Raw genomic sequence first — 20,876 nt, 5'->3', positions numbered from 1 at the left:
ACCGGGCGCTTCTGTGCCTGGAGTTGGCACATCCAGGAGTTCGGCAGTAATGGCTATCAGCGTTTTCGACCTGTTCAAAATCGGCATCGGCCCTTCCAGTTCGCACACCGTGGGGCCAATGCGCGCCGCCGCGCTGTTCGTGCAAGGTTTGCGTGAGCAGGATCTTTTGGAGCAAGTGCGGCGCGTTGAAGTTCAGCTTTATGGTTCGTTGTCGGCCACCGGCATCGGTCACGGCAGCGACAACGCGGTGATCATGGGCCTGATGGGTGAATGGCCGGACGCGATCGATCCGTCGCAAATCGGCATCCGCATTGAAACCCTGCGCGAAACCCATACGCTGCTGCTCGACGGCCGTTTTCCAGTGCCGTTCATCTGGGCCCGGGACATGCGCCTGATCGACGAAAACCTGCCGTTCCATCCCAATGCCATGACCCTGATTGCATCAGGTGATGACGGCGAGCTGCATCGCGACACCTACTATTCCATCGGCGGCGGATTTGTCGTCGATGAAGCGCAAGCCTCCAGCGGCGTTGTGGATCTGGATCGCACCGAGTTGCCGTACGATTTCTCCAGTGCCGTCGAGCTGCTTAGCCTCTGCAAACACCACAACCTGCGCGTCGCCGAGCTGATGATGGCCAACGAGAAGGTCTGGCGCAGCGAAGACGAAATCCGCGCCGGCCTGATGAAACTCTGGCGGGCCATGCAGGATTGCGTCGAGCAAGGCCTCAAGCACGAAGGCATCCTGCCCGGTGGCCTGAACGTGCGTCGTCGTGCGGCTAAATTGCACCGTAGCCTGCAGGAATTGAACAAACCCAACGTGATCGGCTCAACGCTGAGCGCGATGGAATGGGTCAACCTGTTCGCCCTGGCGGTCAATGAAGAAAACGCCGCTGGCGGGCGCATGGTCACGGCGCCGACCAACGGCGCGGCGGGGATCATTCCGGCGGTATTGCACTACTTCATGAAGTTCAGCGAAGTGGTGACTGACGCCAACGTGGTCGACTATTTCCTCAGTGCCGCAGCGGTGGGGATTCTGTGCAAGAAGAACGCGTCGATTTCCGGCGCGGAAGTCGGTTGCCAGGGCGAAGTCGGTTCGGCGTGCGCCATGGCGGCGGCGGGGTTGGCGGAGATTCTCGGCGCCACGCCGGAGCAACTGTGCAATGCGGCGGAAATTGGTCTGGAACACAACCTCGGTCTGACCTGTGACCCGGTCGGCGGGCTGGTTCAGGTGCCGTGCATCGAGCGTAATGCGATTGCCGCGGTGAAGGCGATCAACGCCGCGCAGATGGCATTGCGCGGGGATGGTCAGCACTTTATTTCCCTGGACCGGGTGATCCGCACCATGCGTGATACCGGGGCGGATATGCATGACAAATATAAAGAGACATCGCGGGGTGGGTTGGCGGTGAGTGCGGTTGAGTGTTGAGTGGCTAGCACTTGTGGTGGGCTGTTGTGGCGAGGGGATTTATCCCCGTTGGGTCGCGAAGCGGCCCCAGAGTCTCGGCGACTGCTTCGCAGCCGAACGGGGATAAATCCCCTCGCCACAACAGACCTCGCTAAGCCCGACCAGACCAGTCAAAACTGCGCGCTAAGTGAACACCCGATTCAAAACGCGCCACGTTTTGGCGCGTCGCTTACAGATAAGCCACTTGCAGCAAGTCAGGGATCCAACCCGACCCTGACCGTCCATCCCCTGTGCCAGCGGTGACACTCTTTTCAGGGGCGCCGCAGCCCTGTTCCCACAAGTGCTACCGATTTGCTCACACGCTTCGGACCACAGCGCTTGCTGCCCTTCCTGCCACTTATAACCCCCACTCGCGACGCGGCTTATATAGACGCACCGCGACGTCGTTTTCAGGAGTTATTGAACGCGCATTCAATTTTAGGCATGGCAATTGCTCTGTCATTACAAAGCCCGTCTCCCACGCGAGAACGATGGCAATAACAAGAGCCTCCGCCTGAGGCCATCACCCGCTTTGTGTGAGGAGATACCGCGATGACGACGTTCAACTCCGGGGCTCAACCCCAGAACCGTGCGCCTCAATCCATTGGCTTTCTGCTGCTGGACAATTTCACGCTTATTTCTCTGGCCTCCGCCGTAGAACCCCTGCGCATGGCCAACCAATTGTCCGGTCGCGAGCTGTATCGCTGGACCACACTCACCGTCGATGGCGGTCAGGTCTGGGCAAGTGACGGTCTGCAGATCACCCCCGACGCCTCCATGCACAAAGCACCCTCCATGGACACCATCATTGTCTGCGGCGGTATCGGCATTCAGCGCACTGTTACCCGTGAGCACGTGTCGTGGCTGCAAAGCCAGGCGCGTCAATCCAAGCGCCTCGGTGCGGTCTGCACCGGTAGCTGGGCCCTGGCCTGCGCCGGCCTGCTGGACGGTTTCGATTGCAGCGTGCACTGGGAATGTCTGGCCTCGATGCAGGAAGCCTTCCCGCGCGTGGCCATGAGCACCCGTTTGTTCACCCTCGACCGTAACCGTTTCACCAGCTCCGGCGGCACCGCGCCGCTGGACATGATGCTGCACCTGATCAGCCGCGATCACGGTCGTGAACTGTCGGCCGCGATCTCGGAAATGTTCGTCTACGAGCGCATCCGTAACGAACAGGATCACCAGCGCGTGCCACTCAAGCACATGCTGGGCACCAATCAGCCGAAGTTGCAGGAAATCGTCGCGCTGATGGAAGCCAATCTTGAGGAGCCGATCGACCTCGACGAACTCGCGGTGTACGTCGCCGTGTCCCGTCGTCAGCTCGAGCGGCTGTTCCAGAAATACCTGCACTGCTCGCCATCGCGTTACTACCTGAAACTGCGCCTGATCCGTGCCCGGCAGTTGCTCAAGCAAACGCCGATGTCGATCATCGAAGTGGCGTCGGTGTGCGGCTTTGTGTCCACGCCGCACTTCTCCAAGTGCTATCGCGAATACTTCGGTATTCCACCGCGTGACGAGCGCGTCGGTTCCAATACCACGCAGCAAGTGGCGATGATGCCGCTGCCGCAAGCGCTGGTGCTGTCACCGTTGTCCGGGCCGTTGTCGGCGTTGAGTCAGGCGCGTAATGAGTCGACTTTCGCCAGCGTAAGGCTCTAGACCGAGGCGCCTACATTCGCGAGCAAGCCCGCTCCCACATTGGATCTGTGTCGCTCACAGATCCAATGTGGGAGCGGGCTTGCCCGCGAAGGCGTTTTATCAGGCGCTACGGCTCTGCTGATACTCCGCCAATGCCGGCAACAATTGCTTATCAATCGCCTGGCGCACAGCCGGCAAAATGGTCGCACTGCTGGTGTACATCTGCTTGACCATGGTCCGCAGCGTCATCGCCCGTTCATCATTCAAACCTCGCACCGCACACTCGCACGCCTGCTCGGCGGTGGAGCCGCTCGGGACTTGAAAACCCAACGACTTCAGTTGGCCCAACAGGTCTTCCTGGTCAATCAAATCGGCGTGCATCATGACGCAATCCTTCTTCAGGGAACGGTGTCGTGGTTCGATTCTCGTAGGGGGACGGGGTGGCGGCAAGGACGATTTGTCGCAATGGCCGCCATACCTATGAACAGGTCGTTTTCGGCTAACTTGCGAGAGGAGAGAGTAGGCACACTGGATTCAGCTGGCTTCACGAAGGTTTGGTCACCCTCGCGCAACGGCTCCTCAACAGTACCTTCTGCCCCGATCCTGTCACGGCTTGATCGGGGTTTTTTTTGGGCCTGTGAATCCGATGATTTTGGGTTGATTGATAGACCGCCTTCGCGAGCAAGCCCGCTCCCACAGGGGGCATGCGATCCCCTGTGGGAGCGGGCTTGCTCGCGAAGAACGATGACGCGGTCTAGCGTTGCAACACGAGAATCCGCGACAACAACTCATCCCGATCGACATAGCACCCCTGAAAATGCCGGGCACCGCTGGCGGGATCAAACGCATTGCGCGCATGAAGGGTGCGGCGATTATCGAAGCACCACAATTCGCCGGGATTAAGCCGCGTCATCACCCGAAACCGCGCCTCGCGAGTCATGGCGATAAACCGCCGATAAGCGCGGTATAGCTTGGGCATGTCCTCGATCGAGGCATCAAACGGCCCACGCAGAAAGTTCGCCATGCGGATTTCCGAGACCTGCCCCAACGCATCCAGCGCGATGATCGGCGCGAGGCAGCGATAGTCGCTATGACGGTCTTTATTGCGAAACTCCACAGGGATTTCACACAAAGCTTTGAACGACTCGGCATCTTCCTCGCGCAACGCTTGGGCGATCGCAAAACCGTCGACGAAAATGCTCTCGCCACCGTCCGCGTCATTGACCAGGCAATGCAGGAATTGCAGGCCCGGTTGCAACTCCCGGGTCGGCAGGTCGCTGTGCAACGGCAGGTTGAAAGCGGTGTAGGCATTGCTGTCGGCATCGGCCTTGGATTGCACGTTGAACAGCACGCCGAAATTGCTCTCGCGGATGAAGGAAATCCGTTGGGCAATCAACTTCAGCGAACCGGGCTCGGTGGGCACGCCGCGGACCTGGGTGAGGCCGATATCACGCACGGCCAGCAGCCACTGCAGCAAGGCGTCGTTGTCGTTCATCAGCGCCTGATAGTCGAACACCGGCAGCTGCAAATCGCTTTTCCACAGCCTGGATTTCGGCTTGCCGGCCCGGCGTTCGGCGCGGGACGCGTCGTCATAGGCGTGGGCCCGCAACCAGCCCGGATCAAAGCGACTCTGGTGGCCATCCCGCCAATCGACACACAGGCAACCTTCAGCATCGACACCCGCATTTGCCGCCGTAAGGTTGTCTGCGACATCGACGATTTCCAGCACCTGCTCACGGGTCACGGTGTAGACGCATTGCGGGCACGGACAGTTGTCCCGCAGCCATTGATGATGAAAGGGGCTGACACGGGTATCAGCCCATGTCACGAGAACACGATCCGCCAGGGCCTGCACGCCACTCAGCGCGCTGATCAACGGATAAGTACGAAAGTCGGCAAACGCAGCGGCGGTGTTCATGGCGATCTCCTTGTTATTTTTTTGCCGGTAGAGCGATCACTCGGCCAATGCAGGCGGGGACAGGCAGGTCGGTTTGCTCGGCAACGATGGCTTGCAGCTTGCCCAGCGTCGTCTCGCTGAACGGCGCGGAACGCGGTCCGGCGAGGTCGACGTGGAGCAACATTTGCTCGTTGCCCGCCAGTTCTTTGTCATCGCCGACCAGGTGCAGGCTGTGATAGAGGTGCAGGCGTTTGCTGTCGTGGGCGATGATTTGGGTGTGCACTTCAACGTCGGCGTCGAGCTTCACTTCGTGCAGGTAATTGAGGTGCAATTCGAGGGTGAACAGCGAGTTGCCGCTGGCTTCGCGGTTGTTGCTGTCCATGCCCAGACGGTCCATCAGTGCGTCGGTGGCGTAGCTGAAAATCAGCAGGTAGAAGGCGTCGCGCAGGTGGCCGTTGTAGTCGACCCAGTCGGGGATGATGCGGGTTTGGTAGGTGGTGAGGGTGGGCATGGTTAGTTCCTGTATTGGTGGTGACTGGTCTGCCGCTTTCGCGAGCAAGCCCGCTCCCACAGGTGACCGAGTTCCAATGTGGGAGCGGGCTTGCTCGCGAAAGCGGCAGACCTGCCGGCCTATAAGCTTGAAGGCTATTCGCTGAACGCCATCCCATGCTTCTCTTTGGTGGTTTTCACCGCCTCCAGCACCGCCAGCAGGCAATCATCACGATAGCGTTCCAGCGCCGAAATGCTGTGTTTGCCCAGCTGATCACTGGTCCCGTCCACCACATCATCAATCAGTTTGTCGGTCAGCTCCGGTGCCGGCAGATAGGTCCACGGCAACTGCAACGCCGGCCCGAATTGCGCCATGAAGTGCCGCATGCCCGCATCGCCACCGGCCAGGGTGTAGGTCAAAAAGGTGCCCATGAACGACCAGCGCAGACCGGCGCCAAAACGGATCGCGTCGTCGATTTCACCGGTCGTCGCCACACCGTCGTTCACCAGGTGCAGCGCCTCGCGCCACAGTGCCTCAAGCAAACGGTCGGCGATGAACCCCGGCACTTCCTTGCGCACATGCAGTGGACGCATGCCCAGGGACTCATAGACTTTCATGGCGGCTTGAACGGCTTCCGGGGCGGTATTTTTACCGCCGACCACTTCCACCAGGGGCAGCAGATAAACCGGGTTGAACGGGTGGCCGACCACGCAGCGTTCCGGGTGGGTCGAGCTCTCGTAGAACTCGCTCGGCAACAGGCCTGAAGTGCTGGAGCCGATCAGTGCATCGGGCTTGGCCGCCGCGCTGATTTTGCTGTGCAGTTCCAGTTTCAGATCAAGGCGTTCCGGGGCGCTTTCCTGAATGAAATCAGCGTCGCGAACACACTCTTCGATGGTTGCGACAAAGCGCAGCCGATCCTGCGAAGCGCCGGGTGCCAAACCTTGTTTTTCCAGCGCGCCCCAGGCATTGGCGACGCGCTTGCGCAGGGCTGCTTCGGCGCCGGGCGCCGGGTCCCAGGCCACTACATCGAGGCCGTGGGCGAGGGCGCGGGACACCCAGCCGCTGCCGATGACACCGCTGCCCAGGGCGGCGAAGGTTTTGATATCAGTGATAAAGCTCATGGCGACGTCCTGAAAGAATTCGGTGATCCCCGTGTGGGAGCGGGCTTGCTCGCGAAAGCCGTGTGTCAGTCGACAGATAGGCCGGATGTGACGGCCTCTTCGCGAGCAAGCCCGCTCCCACAGGTGAAGTGTGATTAGTGGTTAGCCGCGCTTGGTCAGGCCCATTTTTGCCCGGCCTTCGGCCGGCGTCAGAACACGGGCGCCGAGGCGGCTGAGGATTTCCGAGGCGCGTTCAACCAGTTGGCCGTTGGTCGCCAGTACGCCCTTGTCCAGCCAGATGTTGTCTTCCAGACCCACCCGCACGTTGCCGCCGAGCAGCACCGCTTGCGCCGCCATCGGCATCTGCATGCGACCGATGCCAAAACCTGCCCACACGGCGTTAGCCGGAAGGTTGTCGACCATGGCTTTCATGGTGGTGGTATCAGCCGGCGCGCCCCACGGGATGCCCAGGCAGAGCTGGAACAGCGGGTCGTCGAGCAGGCCTTCCTTGATCATCTGTTTGGCGAACCACAGGTGACCGGTGTCGAAAATTTCCAGCTCGGCCTTCACGCCCAGCTCTTGAATGCGTTTGGCGCCAGCACGCAGCTGCGCCGGGGTGGACACGTAAATGGTGTCGCCGTCGCCGAAATTCAGGGTGCCGCAATCGAGGGTGCAGATTTCCGGCAGCAGTTCTTCGACGTGGGCCAGGCGGGTCAGCGGGCCGACCAGATCGGTGTTCGGGCCGAACTCCATCGGGTTCTCGCCCGCGCCGATTTCCAGATCGCCGCCCATACCGGCGGTGAGATTGACGATGATGTCGACGTCGGCCTCGCGGATGCGCTCCATCACTTCGCGGTATAGCGCGACGTCACGGCTGAACTTGCCGGTGTCGGGGTTGCGCACGTGGCAGTGGACCACGGTGGCGCCGGCCCTGGCGGCTTCCACGGCGGCAGCGGCGATTTGTTTCGGGGTGACCGGCACGTGTGGGCTTTTGCTGGTCGTGTCGCCAGCACCGGTGAGTGCGCAGGTGATGATGACGTCGTGGTTCATGAAGGGGTTCCTTGCAGGCGTGGTGGTGCCGTTCGCAGCCCGGTCGGGCTGCGAATCGGTGGTTCGGTTCGAGTCTGTTTGCTGAAGAGTTATTTGCTGGTGAGTTTCAGATTGTCAGCCGCCGGTTTGCCATCGAAGGTGGTGACGCCTTCGAGCCAGCGTTGTTTGTCTTGCGGGTGATCTTTCAGCCACTGCCTGGCCGATTCGAAGGCGTCCTTGTGATCCAGCAGCGGCTGCATCATCCGGCTCTCGTCTTCGGCGGTGTAGGTCAGGTTGCTCAGCAAACGACCGATGTTCGGGCATTGCTCGGCGTATGTCGGGGCGGTGACGGTCCAGACGGTGGCCATGCCTTCGTTCGGGCCCAATGCGTCTTCGCTGCCGGTCAGGTACGTCATCTGCACGTTGACGTTCATCGGGTGCGGCGCCCAGCCGAAGAACACCACGGCTTCCTTGCGGCGCACGGCGCGATCCACCGCCGCGAGCATGCCGGCCTCACTGGACTCGACGAGCTGGAATTTACCAAGGCCAAACTGGTTCTTGGCGATCATCGCCTTGATCTGGGTATTGGCGCCCGAGCCTGGTTCGATGCCGTAAATCTTGCCGCCCAGTTCTTTTTCGAACCTGGCGATGTCAGCGAAGGTTTTCAGGCCCTTGTCGGCGAGATAAGTCGGTACGGCGAGGGTGGCGCGGGCGTCTTTCAGGCTTGGCGCTTCAAGGACCTTGACCTGATTGCCATCGACGAACGGCGTGATGGTCTGGGTCATCAGCGGGTTCCAGTAGCCCAGAAACAGGTCCAGGCGCTGGTCGCGGATCCCGGCGAAGATGATTTGCTGGGACGCGCTGGTTTGTTTGGTGTTGTAGCCGAGGCCGTCGAGCAGGACCTGGGTCATGGCGCTGGTGGCGATCACGTCGGTCCAGTTCACGACGCCCATGCGCACGTTCTGGCAGGACGCGGGTTCGGCGGCCATGACACTGGCGCTCAGCAAAGCGGTACCGCTGAGTGCAAGAACACAGCTGCTGATCAGTCGTTTCATCTCAGGTTTCCTCGGCAGTTCGTTATTGTGGATCCCGGTGTCTGTGCGCCGGTGATGTCAAGTTACGCAGCTAGGCGCCCATGAAAGCGCACTGCGGCGACCAGCTCTTGCACTGCAGCGACCTGTCCTCTTGAATGCCGCTCGCAAGTGGCGTATCAACATCACACGCTACCCGCCCACCGAGTGCGCTCCATGTCCCAGGATTTCTACTTCATGTTGATGCCGGGTTTCTCGGCCATCGGTTTCATCTCGGCGATCGAGCCGTTGCGGGTCGCCAATCGCTTTCGCGGCGAGCTGTATCGCTGGCATGTGCTCAGCGCTGACGGCGGCGCGGTGCTGGCCAGCAACGGCATGTCGGTCAACGCCGACGCGGCGCTGGAACCCTTGAAGAAAGGCGCGACCTTATTGGTGGTCGCCGGCTTTGAACCGTTGAAATTCGCCACCCCGGCGCTGGAACACTGGTTGCGCCGACTGGACAACGAAGGCGTGACCCTCGGCGCTATCGACACCGGCAGCTTCATCCTCGCCGAAGCCGGCCTGCTCGACGGCCATCGGCTGACCTTGCACTGGGAAGCCATCGACGCGTTCAAGGAGTCCTTTCCACAGCTCAGCGTCACCCAGGAACTGTTCGAGATCGACCGTCGGCGCATCACCTCCGCTGGCGGCACCGCTTCCATCGACCTGATGCTCGATCTCATCGCCCAGGCCCACGGCCCTGAACTGGCGATCCAGGTCAGCGAACAATTCGTGCTCGGCCGCATCCGCCCGCGCAAAGACCACCAGCGCATGGAAGTCGCCACGCGGTATGGCATCAGCAACAAGAAGCTCGTTCACGTTATTGGTGAGATGGAACAACACAGCGAACCGCCGCTGACCACGCTGGAGTTGGCGGAATCGATCAAGGTGACGCGACGGCAGCTGGAGCGTTTGTTTCGGCTGCATTTGAACGACACGCCGAGCAATTTCTACCTGCGGTTAAGACTAGAGAAGGCGCGGCAGTTGCTGCGGCAGACGGACATGAGTGTGCTGGAGGTGAGTATCGCGTGCGGGTTTGAATCGCCGTCGTATTTCACCCGGAGTTATCGGGCGAAGTTTGAGCGGTGTCCGCGGGAAGATCGGCGGCGGTTGGGGGATGGGCGCGAACTGGTTTGAGCTAAACACACACCGCCTTCGCGAGCAAGCCCGCTCCCACATTGTGTTTTGCGTTAGCATTTACTTCTTCATCAGCGCCGAACATGCTGCTTTGTAAGCCTCATGCTGATACTTGTTCAGCGTCGCCGGCAGCTCAAAATCAAACTTCTTGTTCTGCGCATTGATCGTCTGCGGCGACAGCAATGTCACCTCGCAACTCTCCAGCAACTGAAAAACGCCCTCGATCTTGAACGTCGTCGGCCCACCGGCGAACTCGCCTTTCTTGCTGCGCTTCTTGATCGCGATCCGGTCGATGGAGTTCTCACGCACGAACGACGCCACCTGAGCGGCAAAGACTTTGACGTTCGCGGCTTCGTCATCATCGTCGAGGGCGATTTTCTTGGTGTTCAGCGCGACGTGGCTCAAGGCCTGACCGTCGAGAGAGGCCACGGCGATGATCGCTTCGCTGCCTTTGATTTCGATGCCGCAGATTTTCATGCTGAATCCCTTTGCTGGCTGAAGCCTGCATCTTACAGCTCCAGTTGATCGGTAATTTGCATCACTCCTGCCCAATCGACTCCAAAAACTCCGACCGCTCATCACTCATCCGCGCTACGCAATCATTCTGCGCAATGGTGAATGCCTTGCTGCCACTGGTCGCCGGAAATGCTTCAACCGCGCAATCCGCGTCCCGGGTCTTTAGCCATTGCTGTTGGGCAGCCTTGATTTTGGCGGTGATGTCGGCCAGTTGCGTCGGGTTCTTGCCGTGGGCCGTTTGCATGCGTTCGGTCAGGCTTTGATAGTTGTCCTTGAGCAGGTCTTCGGCGGTGGTTCGGCTGTAGACCGAGCATTCCAGGGTCTGGACGTCGTTTTCGACCGCATCGCAGGGGTTGTTGTCGGACTCTTCAGCCGCCTGTACGCCGGTCGCTATCAGTGCCAAAGCCAGGAATATCGATTTCATTGCCTCACCCCAAATTCCGTAATGCCGCGAATTCTGGCCCATGCGGAAGCCCTTGAACAGGTGGCCCATGACGTCCGGCGACGACCCTTTGTCGCGGATTGACGCTTTCGGCAAACCCTCTGTCGTTTTTGCACCCGGTTGTACCGGTCCTCAGGCATATGCTGGCCCCAAAGCGTCGGCACACGATTCGGCGCATGAATCGCTAATAGGGGACAGCCTGATGAGCCCAGCCGAATTGCACGCCGACAGCATCGTTATCGACGGGCTGATTATCGCCAAGTGGAACCGCGAGCTGTTTGAAGACATGCGCAAGGGCGGTCTGACCGCGGCCAACTGCACCGTGTCGGTGTGGGAGGGCTTTCAGGCCACTGTCAACAACATCGCCGCCAGCCAGAAGCTGATCCGCGAGAACAGCGACCTGGTGATTCCGGTGCGCACCACCGCCGATATCCGCAAGGCCAAGGAACAGGGCAAGACCGGCATCCTCTTCGGCTTCCAGAATGCTCATGCCTTTGAAGACCAGATCGGCTACGTCGAGGTGTTCAAGCAGCTCGGGGTCGGTATCGTGCAGATGTGCTACAACACCCAGAACCTGGTGGGCACCGGCTGCTACGAGCGCGATGGCGGCCTGTCGGGCTTCGGTCGCGAAATCGTCGCCGAGATGAACCGCGTTGGCGTCATGTGTGACCTGTCCCACGTCGGCTCGAAAACGTCCGAAGAAGTCATTCTCGAATCCAAGAAGCCGGTCTGCTACTCCCACTGTCTGCCGTCGGGTCTGAAAATTCACCCGCGCAACAAGTCCGATGAAGAACTGAAGTTCATCGCCGATCACGGCGGTTTCGTCGGCGTGACCATGTTCGCGCCGTTCCTGGCCAAGGGCATCGATTCGACCATCGACGACTACGCCGAAGCCATCGAATACACCATGAACATCGTCGGCGAAGACGCCATCGGCATCGGCACCGACTTCACCCAGGGCCATGGCCAGGACTTCTTCGAATACCTGACCCATGACAAGGGCTACGCCCGCCGTCTGACCAGCTTCGGCAAGATCATCAACCCGCTGGGCATCCGCACCGTCGGCGAGTTCCCGAACCTGACCGAAACCCTGCTCAAGCGCGGCCATTCCGAGCGCGTGGTCCGCAAGATCATGGGCGAGAACTGGGTCAACGTCTTGAAAGACGTTTGGGGCGAGTAAGCCGCAGCAACCTCTGAATCCTTTCCCCCGGCCGTCCGTGCCGGGGGCAACACCAAAATTTTTCTGGAGTTAAGTTTCCATGGCCAAGATCGCCCCGCAATTGCCAATCGAAGTCGACAGCGAAACCGGTGTCTGGACCTCCGACGCCCTGCCGATGCTGTACGTGCCGCGTCATTTCTTCGTCAACAACCACATGGGCATCGAAGAGGTTCTGGGCGCCGAAGCCTACGCCGAGATCCTCTACAAGGCCGGCTACAAATCCGCCTGGCACTGGTGTGAAAAAGAAGCCGAATGCCACGGCCTGGAAGGCGTCGCGGTGTTCGAACATTACATGAAGCGCCTGTCGCAACGCGGCTGGGGTCTGTTCAAGATCCAGGACATCGACCTCGACAAAGGCACCGCCAGCGTCAAGCTCGAACACTCGGCGTTCGTCTATGTGTACGGCAAGGTCGGGCGCAAGGTCGACTACATGTTCACCGGCTGGTTTGCCGGCGCCATGGACCAGATTCTGCAGGCCCGCGGCAGCAACATTCGCACCGTTGCCGAACAGGTTTACGGTGGCTCCGAAGAAGGCCACGACGACGGTTTGTTCACCGTCAAGCCGTTGTAAGTCGAGGAACCCGCCATGGCTTTCGAAGCAATGTTCCAGCCGATCCAGATCGGCAAACTGACCATCCGCAACCGCGTGCTCAGCACCGCGCACGCCGAGGTCTACGCGACCGACGGCGGCATGACCACCGACCGGTACGTCAAGTATTACGAAGAGAAAGCCAAGGGCGGGATCGGCCTGGCGATTTGCGGCGGTTCCTCCAGCGTGGCCATCGACAGCCCGCAAGGCTGGTGGAAATCGGTCAACCTGGCCGACGACCGGATCATTCCGCACTTCCAGAACCTGGCCGATGCCATGCACAAGCATGGCGCCAAGATCATGATCCAGATTACCCACATGGGCCGTCGTTCCCGTTGGGACGGCGAGCATTGGCCGACCCTGCTGTCGCCGTCGGGCATCCGTGAACCGGTGCACCGTGCGACCTGCAAAACCATCGAGCCGGAAGAAATCTGGCGGGTGATCGGCAACTACGCCAGCGCCGCCGCGCGGGCCAAGGCCGGTGGCCTCGACGGCGTCGAACTGTCCGCCGTGCACCAGCACATGATCGACCAGTTCTGGAGCCCACGAGTCAACAAGCGTACCGACGAATGGGGCGGCAGCTTCGAAAACCGCATGCGCTTCGGCCTGGAAGTGATCAAGGCTGTGCGGGCCGAGGTCGGCCCGGATTTCTGCGTCGGCATCCGTCTGTGCGGTGACGAGTTCCACCCGGATGGCTTGTCACACGAGGACATGAAGCAGATCGCCAAGTATTACGACGACACCGGCATGATCGACTTCATCGGCGTGGTCGGTTCGGGTTGCGACACCCACAACACCCTGGCCAACGTTATCCCCAACATGAGTTATCCACCGGAGCCGTTCCTGCATTTGGCCGCCGGTATCAAGGAAGTGGTCAAGGCCCCGGTGCTGCACGCGCAGAACATCAAGGACCCGAACCAGGCGACCCGTATTCTGGAAGGCGGCTACGTGGACATGGTCGGCATGACCCGCGCCCACATCGCCGACCCGCACCTGATCGCCAAGATCAAGATGGGCCAGGTTGACCAGATCAAGCAATGCGTCGGCGCCAACTACTGCATCGACCGTCAGTACCAGGGTCTGGACGTGTTGTGCATCCAGAACGCTGCCACCTCCCGTGAATACATGGGCGTGCCGCACATCATCGAGAAATCGACCGGTGTGAAACGCAAAGTCGTGGTGGTCGGTGCCGGTCCTGCCGGGATGGAAGCGGCTCGCGTGTCCGCCGAACGTGGCCACGACGTGACCCTGTTCGAGAAGAAAGAATTCATCGGCGGGCAGATCACTACCGCTTCGAAAGCCCCGCAACGGGACCAGATCGCCGGTATCACGCGCTGGTTCCAACTGGAACTGGCGCGTCTGAAAGTCGACCTGCGCCTGGGCGTGGCAGCCGATGCGGCGACCATTCTCGACCTGCGTCCGGACGTAGTAGTGCTCGCCGTTGGCGGTCATCCATTCCTGGAGCAGAACGAACATTGGGGCGCTGCGGAAGGCCTGGTGGTCAGCAGCTGGGACATCCTTGATGGCAAGGTTGCACCGGGCAAGAACGTGCTGGTCTACGACACCATTTGCGAGTTCACCGGGATGTCGACCGCCGACTTCCTTGCCGACAAGGGCAGCCAGGTCGAGATCGTCACCGACGACATCAAGCCGGGCGTGGCGATTGGCGGTACATCGTTCCCGACGTACTACCGCAGCATGTACCCGAAAGAAGTGATCATGACCGGCGACATGATGCTGGAGAAGGTCTACCGCGAAGGCGACAAGCTGGTGGCGGTGCTGGAAAACGAATACACCGGCGCCAAAGAGGAGCGGGTGGTGGACCAGGTCGTCGTCGAAAACGGCGTGCGTCCGGACGAAGAAATCTACTACGCCATGAAGGAAGGCTCGCGCAACAAAGGCCAGATGGACATCGAAGCCCTGTTCGCGATCAAGCCGCAACCTTCGTTGAGTCAGGCGGGCGACGGCTACTTGCTGTTCCGCATCGGTGACTGCGTGGCGCAACGCAACACCCACGCGGCGATCTATGACGCGCTGCGGTTGTGCAAGGATTTCTAAGAGCTTGTGGATCACCCTGTGGGAGCGGGCTTGCTCGCGAAGGCGGACTGACATTCAACATTGATGTCGACTGACCCACCGCTTTCGCGAGCAAGCCCGCTCCCACAGGAATCGGGCAAGGCATCCAGGTAGTTTGGCCTGCAAGACCCTGCGGTCTTTGGGAGCTCCACATGTTGAACACCCTTCTTCCAATCCTGTTGTTCGCTGCCCTGGGCCTTGCGGTTCTGGGCGCGTTGCGGCGGGTGGCTATGTGGCGTCGAGGTCGAGCTTCGAAAGTCGACCTGATCGGCGGCCTGTTCGCCATGCCCAAGCGCTACATGGTCGACTTGCACCACGTCGTCGCGCGGGACAAATACATCGCCAACACCCACGTCGCCACGGCCGGTGGTGCGGTGGCGTCTGCGGTGCTGGCGATCCTGGTTCACGGTTTCGGCCTGCATAACCGCTTTCTCGGCTATGCACTGTTGCTGATGACGGCGGTGATGTTCGTCGGGGCGATCTTTGTGTACCTGCGTCGGCGTAACCCACCGGCCCGTTTGTCCAAAGGCCCGTGGATGCGTTTGCCGAAAAGCCTGTTGGCGTTCTCGGCGTCGTTCTTCCTGGTCACCCTGCCGGTGGCAGGCATCCTTCCGGAAAACTTCGGCGGTTGGCTGGTGGCAGCGATTCTCGGGGTTGGCGTGCTGTGGGGCGTCTCGGAATTGTTCTTCGGCATGACCTGGGGCGGGCCGATGAAGCACGCCTTCGCCGGTGCGTTGCACCTGGCCTGGCACCGTCGCGCCGAACGTTTTGGCGGTGGTCGTTCCACCGGTTTGAAACCGCTGGACCTCAACGATCCAACCGCACCGCTGGGCGTGGAAAAACCCAAGGATTTCACCTGGAACCAGCTGCTCGGTTTCGACGCCTGCGTGCAGTGCGGTAAATGTGAAGCAGCCTGCCCGGCATTCGCCGCCGGCCAACCACTGAACCCGAAAAAACTGATTCAGGACATGGTCGTTGGCCTGGCTGGCGGCACCGATGCCAAATTCGCTGGCAGTCCGTACCCTGGCAAAGAAGTCGGTTTACACGCCGGCAATCCGCATCAACCGATCGTCAACGGTCTGGTGGACGCGGAAACCCTGTGGTCCTGCACCACCTGCCGTGCCTGCGTCGAGGAATGCCCGATGATGATCGAGCACGTCGATGCCATCGTCGACATGCGCCGCCATCTGACCCTGGAAAAAGGCGCGACCCCGAACAAGGGCGCCGAAGTCCTCGAAAACCTGATCGCCACCGACAACCCGGGCGGTTTCGCGCCGGGCGGGCGGATGAACTGGGCGGCGGATTTGAGCCTCACTCTGCTCAGCGAGAAGAAGTCGGTCGACGTGCTGTTCTGGGTGGGTGACGGTGCTTTTGACATGCGCAACCAGCGCACCCTGCGTGCCTTCGTCAAAGTGCTGAAAGCGGCCAAGGTCGACTTCGCGGTACTCGGTCTCGAAGAACGCGACAGCGGCGACGTGGCCCGACGTCTGGGCGACGAAGCGACCTTCCAACTCTTGGCCAAACGCAACATCCAGACCCTGGCCAAATACAGCTTCAACCGCATCGTCACCTGCGATCCGCACAGCTTTCATGTGCTGAAAAACGAGTACGGCGCTTTCGACGGCAATTACCTGGTGCAGCACCACAGCACTTACATGGCCGAAATCATCAGCGCTGGCGCGCTCAATCTCGGCCAGCACAAAGGCAGCAGCGTGACCTATCACGACCCGTGCTACCTCGGTCGCTACAACGGCGAATACGAGGCGCCGCGGGAAGTGCTGCGCGCCCTCGGGATTGAAGTGAAAGAGATGCAACGCTCCGGTTTCCGTTCCCGCTGCTGCGGCGGCGGTGGCGGCGCGCCGATCACCGACATTCCGGGCAAACAACGGATTCCCGACATGCGCATGGAAGACATCCGCGAAACCGGCGCCGAACTGGTGGCCGTGGGTTGTCCACAGTGCACCGCGATGCTCGAAGGCGTGGTCGAACCCCGGCCGCTGATCAAGGACATCGCCGAACTGGTGGCGGACGCATTGCTTGAAGACGCAGCCCCGAGCAAACCAACCACGCCGGCCCAACGTGAACCTGCGGAGGCCCACTGATGAGCGACATTATCCGCCGCGACCCCCGCGCCGAATGGATTGCCCGTAACCGCTTGCACCCGCTGCACGCGGCGATGCAACCGGCGCAGCACAGCTGGATGGGGCCGAACGGCGTCATCCGCAAAAATCTCCATGGCATCGGTTTCATCGGCCCGAACGGCATCAAACGGATTGACCGCAGCGGCGCGCAACAGGGCGGGGCGAGCAAACGTTCGGCCGCCGTTGAAGTGCAATTGCCGCTACATCAAGTGCCGCAACCGGCGTTCTACATCAGCGTCGTGCCGGACATGGTCGGTGGCCGCTTGAGCAGCCACGACCGCGACTTGCTCGGCCTGGCGCATCAGTTGGCCGGCAAGGACGGCGCGGTACTGGCCGTGGTCTTCGGCGAACACAAGGAAAACGCCTTCGCCACTGCTGGCGTCGATCGCTTGCTGGTACTCGAAGGCGACGAATTCAGCGGTTATGCACCGGAGCAACGGGTCCAGGGCCTGCGGGCTGTGGATAACCAGTTCAGCCCGCGTCACTGGCTGCTGCCGGACAGCCGCAGCGGTGGCGGCGAACTCGGTCGACGCTTTGCCGCTGCACTGGGCGAACGCCCGGCCACACGGGTCTGGCAGGTCAAGGATCAGGAATGCATCGGCCGCGCCGGTGCGGGGTTGCAAGACCTTGCGCGTCCAGTTGCACGCCTGATTCTGGCCGCTGCCGAATGCGCCGAACCGGTCAGCGAAACCCGTCACGAAGCCATGCAAGTGGAGTTATCCACAGCGGTCGCGCGCAGCCTCTCGCGCATCGAAGATCTGGGTGCCGTGGCAGTGGACCCGGCAGCGATTCCGATGGCCGAAGCCGAGTTCATCTTCTCCGGCGGCAACGGGGTCAAGGACTGGGGACTTTTCCACAGGACTGCCGAAGCACTCGGCGCCACCGAAGGCGCCTCTCGTGTGGCGGTGGACGATGGCTTCATGGCCCGCGACCGTCAGGTCGGCGCGTCCGGCACCTGGGTCACCGCGCGCGTTTACGTAGCGGTGGGGATCTCCGGGGCGATCCAGCACCTGCAAGGCATCGGTGCCTGCGACAAGGTGGTGGCGATCAACCTCGACCCTGGCTGCGACATGATCAAACGGGCCGACCTGGCGGTGATCGGCGAGAGCGCCGAGATTCTTCAAGCCTTGATCGCGGCGGTAGAGGAATACCGCAACGAAGCCAAGCGCGATGCGGCTTAAGGGAAGGAAAGGGTTATGAGCACGAAAATCATCAGCCTGGTGTCCATCGGCGCCCACCCGACCTCCGGCCGGCCACGTCGCGCGGAGCAGGATGCGCGGGCGGTGGAACTGGGTCTGCAACTGGCGGGGGACAACCTGCAAGTGCTGCATGCCGGCGATGTCGCGGAGCCGGCGCTGCGCGCCTATCTGGGCATGGGCCTGGAGCAACTACATGTACTGGAACAACCCCAGGGCGCCGATGCATTGCCGGCGTTGACCGCCTATCTGCGCGATGCCGGTGCGCAAGTCGTGCTGACCGGCAGCCAGGCAGAAACTGGTGAAGGCTCAGGCATGCTGCCGTTTCTGCTGGCCGAAAGCCTCGGCTGGCCGCTGGTGGTCGGGCTGGCTCAGGTGGAATCCATCGACGGCAGTACGGCGCTGGTGCTGCAAGCCTTGCCCCGTGGTCAGCGTCGTCGTTTGAAGGTGCGGCTGCCATTTCTCGCGACGGTGGATAACGCCGCGCCGAAGCCTCGGCAGAGCGCCTACGGCCCGGCGCGGCGCGGGGTATTGCAGGCGGATGAAGTCGAAGTGATCGACGATGAATTGCTGACGGTCGCCACCTTGCAACCCGCCAAACCCCGGCCTAAACGCTTGAAAGTGATCAAGGCGAAAAGCGGCGCGGACCGGATGAAAGCCGCGACGGCCAAAGCCAGTGGCGGCGGCGGACAAGTGCTTAAAGGCGTGACCGCGCAAGCGGGTGCCGAGGTGATTCTCAAGTTGCTGATCGAAGAAGGCGTCGTCCGCTAACAGACAATCAGCACAGATCTAAATGTGGGAGCGGGCTTGCTCGCGAAGGCGGTGTGTCAGTCGACATTAATATTGCCTGACACACCGCTTTCGCGAGCAAGCCCGCTCCCACAAGGGAAAAATAATGACCGTTAAGTTTCGTTCGGCCCTGCGCGCGGATGCGCGGGATATTGCTCGTCTGTTCCAGATTTCCTCAGAAGGCGCTTCGGATTACATCTGGAGCCAACTGGCAGAGCACGGTCAGGATCTGCTGGACGTGGGGGCTGCCCGCTACGCCCGTGACGACGTGGATTTCTCCTACCAGAACTGCCTGATTGCCGAAGCCGATGGTCACGTCATTGGCATGATGCACAGTTACACAATGCGCTACGATCCGTTGGCCGAACCCACGACCGACCCGGTGCTGGCACCCTATGCCGACATGGAAATCCCCGACACGCTCTACATCTCCAGCCTGGCGCTGCACGATGGCTGGCGCAATCAGGGCCTCGGCAAACAGTTCCTGGCGCACGCTCACGAGCGCGCCAACCAGTTGGGCCTCAAGGGTTTGAGCCTGATCGACTACGCCGTCAACACCGGCGCCCGTCGGTTCTACGAACGCCATGGCTTTCGAATCGTCGATACCTGCCAGATCACGCCCCACCCGATGATTCGGGTGACCGGTGATGCCTACCTCATGCAGTGGCCCTAGTGAGCTACATTTCTCTATGAGCTGCCCGAGAGGGCAGCAGCGCTGATTCATAAAACTCGTTTTCAGGAATGGGTTGCAGATGAACGCGGTCAGCCGGCGAGAGACATGTCTGATCTGCGGCGTGATGCTTGTTGTACTCGGCTCGGCCGCTGATATCCGCAAGGGGGATCCGGATTTTTATCAATGGATCGACTCTGAGCAGGGTCAGCAAGCGACCTTGGCGCAAATGAAGCAACACTGTGATCAGGTGTTGGCTGCTGATAAAAACCTCAGTTGTTCCGTGACCGTTCTCGCCAGAATGTTCGAGGCCAAAGCCGCCAACCAGCTTCCCGATTACTACCTGGCAATCAAGCGCCGTCATGCTCTGGCCATCGCCAATGACCCTGAACTGAATGCGCTGTTCTCCACGTTCGGCAGCGAATCAATCGCGACCTTGCGCCAGGTCGCCGATTTTTCGGTGAGAAGAACGACGCGCCACGAAGTACTGCCGATCCATCCTTACCCCAGTGGCGGCAACGTGACGGACGAAGCGCTGCCCTACATCGATGTCAAAGCGGCCAATGGTGTTTCGGCGCGGTTCATTCTTGACACGGGATCCCCTCAAACCCGGGTCAACACCGAAACCGCGAAGCTGATGGGCATCACCTTGTTAGCCGACTCTCATTATGGCTACAACACTTTTTACGGTGAGCGAGACCTGGCTGCCAAACTCGGAATCCTGAAATCCCTGAAGATAGGCGCAAGCGAATTCAGGAATGTCCTGGTATTTGTCAGTGACCGGGATAACTTGTTGGGGCTTGATCTGATTGGTAAAACAGGGCGCTTGAAGGTCACGAAAAAGACGCTGGAAGTTAACGCTGCACCGCCCACACGATGTGATTCGCCAATCACCTACGTGAGTATGGACATCAATCAAAGACTGACCATCGCCGCGCGCCTGGATCGTCGGGCGACGCTGGCGATTATCGACACCGGCAATGTGGATTACCTGACATCGTCCTCGCCGGGTCATTCACCCGACAACGTCACCGTCACGCCGAGCCACTGGACCTACAGGGGCGAGTTGAGCCTGTCCGGACGCATCCGATCGATCACCTATAAATACTACCCGGACTATACGATTCCGCCGTCCATGCTGCTCGGGCAGTACGTGCCTTCGATCCTGCTCGGGTGGGGCGCGTTCAATGACTATGAGTTGAATCTGGACATCGCCTCGGGCCTGTCCTGTTTCAACAGGATTTGATGACGGTTACCCACAATCCCTGTTAGCGCTTCTGTGGATAACGTGTTCGCCCCTCGCTACACACCATACAAATCAAGCCCTGCCAGCCTTCGTACAAAAAACAACCAGCCTAAGTCGCGGTTTTTTTTAGCTTTTTCCCCAGCATAACGTTGCTGGCGCACCCGTACTTGCCCCCAATCTCTGTTGGCGC

At 60.6% G+C, this 20,876-nt stretch carries 19 protein-coding genes; 11 read left to right on the top strand and 8 right to left on the bottom strand.

Features of this window, described 5'->3' with window-relative positions:
- The first annotated feature begins 49 nt into the window (after window positions 1-49).
- Both ACA073_RS24400 and gbdR read left to right on the top strand, forming a co-directional pair.
- Window positions 50-1,426: an L-serine ammonia-lyase gene (locus ACA073_RS24400; protein ID WP_497400084.1), complete on the top strand. Its 1,377-nt coding sequence runs from the start codon at window positions 50-52 to the stop codon at window positions 1,424-1,426.
- Between the two features lie 570 nt (window positions 1,427-1,996).
- Complete coding sequence (gene gbdR, locus ACA073_RS24395) at window positions 1,997-3,100, top strand: choline metabolism transcriptional regulator GbdR (protein WP_008033265.1); 1,104 nt, start codon at window positions 1,997-1,999, stop codon at window positions 3,098-3,100.
- Between the two features lie 99 nt (window positions 3,101-3,199).
- Here gbdR and ACA073_RS24390 read toward each other — a convergent pair whose 3' ends face one another.
- From ACA073_RS24390 to choX, 6 genes are all read right to left on the bottom strand, one after another.
- Window positions 3,200-3,463 carry a hypothetical protein gene (locus tag ACA073_RS24390; RefSeq protein ID WP_007937979.1) on the bottom strand — a complete coding sequence of 88 codons (264 nt, stop codon included), beginning with the start codon at window positions 3,461-3,463 and terminating at the stop codon, window positions 3,200-3,202.
- Window positions 3,464-3,833: 370 nt separating this feature from the next.
- Window positions 3,834-4,997: a gamma-butyrobetaine dioxygenase gene (locus tag ACA073_RS24385; RefSeq protein ID WP_497400081.1), complete on the bottom strand. Its 1,164-nt coding sequence runs from the start codon at window positions 4,995-4,997 to the stop codon at window positions 3,834-3,836.
- Between the two features lie 13 nt (window positions 4,998-5,010).
- The gene (locus tag ACA073_RS24380; RefSeq protein WP_497400079.1) at window positions 5,011-5,487 is read right to left on the bottom strand and encodes a thioesterase family protein; all 477 of its coding nucleotides are present in this window, start codon (window positions 5,485-5,487) and stop codon (window positions 5,011-5,013) included.
- Window positions 5,488-5,621: 134 nt separating this feature from the next.
- Window positions 5,622-6,587 carry an L-carnitine dehydrogenase gene (locus ACA073_RS24375; protein WP_497400077.1) on the bottom strand — a complete coding sequence of 322 codons (966 nt, stop codon included), beginning with the start codon at window positions 6,585-6,587 and terminating at the stop codon, window positions 5,622-5,624.
- Between the two features lie 141 nt (window positions 6,588-6,728).
- A complete protein-coding gene (cdhC, locus tag ACA073_RS24370; protein ID WP_497400075.1) occupies window positions 6,729-7,616 on the bottom strand; it encodes a 3-dehydrocarnitine:acetyl-CoA trimethylamine transferase CdhC in 888 nt (295 codons plus the stop codon).
- 89 nt (window positions 7,617-7,705) lie between these two features.
- Window positions 7,706-8,650, bottom strand: coding sequence for a choline ABC transporter substrate-binding protein (gene choX, locus ACA073_RS24365; RefSeq protein WP_497400073.1), 945 nt, complete (start codon window positions 8,648-8,650; stop codon window positions 7,706-7,708).
- 192 nt (window positions 8,651-8,842) lie between these two features.
- Here choX and ACA073_RS24360 point away from each other — a divergent pair, with 192 nt between their 5' ends.
- Window positions 8,843-9,802, top strand: a complete 960-nt coding sequence (locus ACA073_RS24360; protein WP_497400071.1) for a GlxA family transcriptional regulator — start codon at window positions 8,843-8,845, stop codon at window positions 9,800-9,802.
- A gap of 60 nt (window positions 9,803-9,862) precedes the next feature.
- Here the strand turns inward: ACA073_RS24360 and ACA073_RS24355 are convergent, their stop codons facing one another.
- Window positions 9,863-10,279, bottom strand: coding sequence for a DUF3010 family protein (locus tag ACA073_RS24355; protein ID WP_497400069.1), 417 nt, complete (start codon window positions 10,277-10,279; stop codon window positions 9,863-9,865).
- A 61-nt stretch (window positions 10,280-10,340) separates the two neighbouring features.
- Window positions 10,341-10,742 carry a lysozyme inhibitor LprI family protein gene (locus tag ACA073_RS24350; RefSeq protein WP_497404214.1) on the bottom strand — a complete coding sequence of 134 codons (402 nt, stop codon included), beginning with the start codon at window positions 10,740-10,742 and terminating at the stop codon, window positions 10,341-10,343.
- A 220-nt stretch (window positions 10,743-10,962) separates the two neighbouring features.
- On the opposite strand from ACA073_RS24350, the gene ACA073_RS24345 reads away from it, so the two are divergent.
- The 8 genes from ACA073_RS24345 to ACA073_RS24310 all read left to right on the top strand — a co-directional run bounded on the left by ACA073_RS24345 (window position 10,963) and on the right by ACA073_RS24310 (window position 20,686).
- On the top strand, window positions 10,963-11,940 hold the full coding sequence (locus ACA073_RS24345) for a dipeptidase (RefSeq protein WP_008033250.1): 978 nt from the start codon (window positions 10,963-10,965) through the stop codon (window positions 11,938-11,940).
- A gap of 79 nt (window positions 11,941-12,019) precedes the next feature.
- Window positions 12,020-12,550, top strand: a complete 531-nt coding sequence (locus ACA073_RS24340) for a DUF5943 domain-containing protein (RefSeq protein ID WP_010565965.1) — start codon at window positions 12,020-12,022, stop codon at window positions 12,548-12,550.
- A gap of 15 nt (window positions 12,551-12,565) precedes the next feature.
- Window positions 12,566-14,626, top strand: a complete 2,061-nt coding sequence (gene dgcA / locus ACA073_RS24335) for a dimethylglycine demethylation protein DgcA (RefSeq protein ID WP_008151900.1) — start codon at window positions 12,566-12,568, stop codon at window positions 14,624-14,626.
- A gap of 170 nt (window positions 14,627-14,796) precedes the next feature.
- Window positions 14,797-16,746 (top strand): dimethylglycine demethylation protein DgcB, encoded by a 1,950-nt coding sequence (dgcB, locus tag ACA073_RS24330; RefSeq protein ID WP_497400066.1) that lies wholly within the window; start codon window positions 14,797-14,799, stop codon window positions 16,744-16,746.
- Window positions 16,746-17,966: an electron transfer flavoprotein subunit alpha gene (etfA, locus tag ACA073_RS24325; RefSeq protein ID WP_497400064.1), complete on the top strand. Its 1,221-nt coding sequence runs from the start codon at window positions 16,746-16,748 to the stop codon at window positions 17,964-17,966. Before dgcB ends, etfA begins: the two co-directional genes overlap by 1 nt.
- A 15-nt stretch (window positions 17,967-17,981) precedes the next feature.
- The gene (gene etfB, locus ACA073_RS24320; RefSeq protein WP_497400062.1) at window positions 17,982-18,752 is read left to right on the top strand and encodes an electron transfer flavoprotein subunit beta; all 771 of its coding nucleotides are present in this window, start codon (window positions 17,982-17,984) and stop codon (window positions 18,750-18,752) included.
- A 124-nt stretch (window positions 18,753-18,876) separates the two neighbouring features.
- Complete coding sequence (locus tag ACA073_RS24315) at window positions 18,877-19,443, top strand: GNAT family N-acetyltransferase (protein WP_497400060.1); 567 nt, start codon at window positions 18,877-18,879, stop codon at window positions 19,441-19,443.
- A gap of 79 nt (window positions 19,444-19,522) precedes the next feature.
- Window positions 19,523-20,686, top strand: coding sequence for a retropepsin-like aspartic protease (locus tag ACA073_RS24310; RefSeq protein ID WP_497400058.1), 1,164 nt, complete (start codon window positions 19,523-19,525; stop codon window positions 20,684-20,686).
- Window positions 20,687-20,876 lie beyond the last annotated feature (190 nt).

It is taken from the genome of Pseudomonas sp. LBUM1670, assembly GCF_059695695.1.
This window is presented reverse-complemented; position numbering and strand designations above follow the sequence as displayed.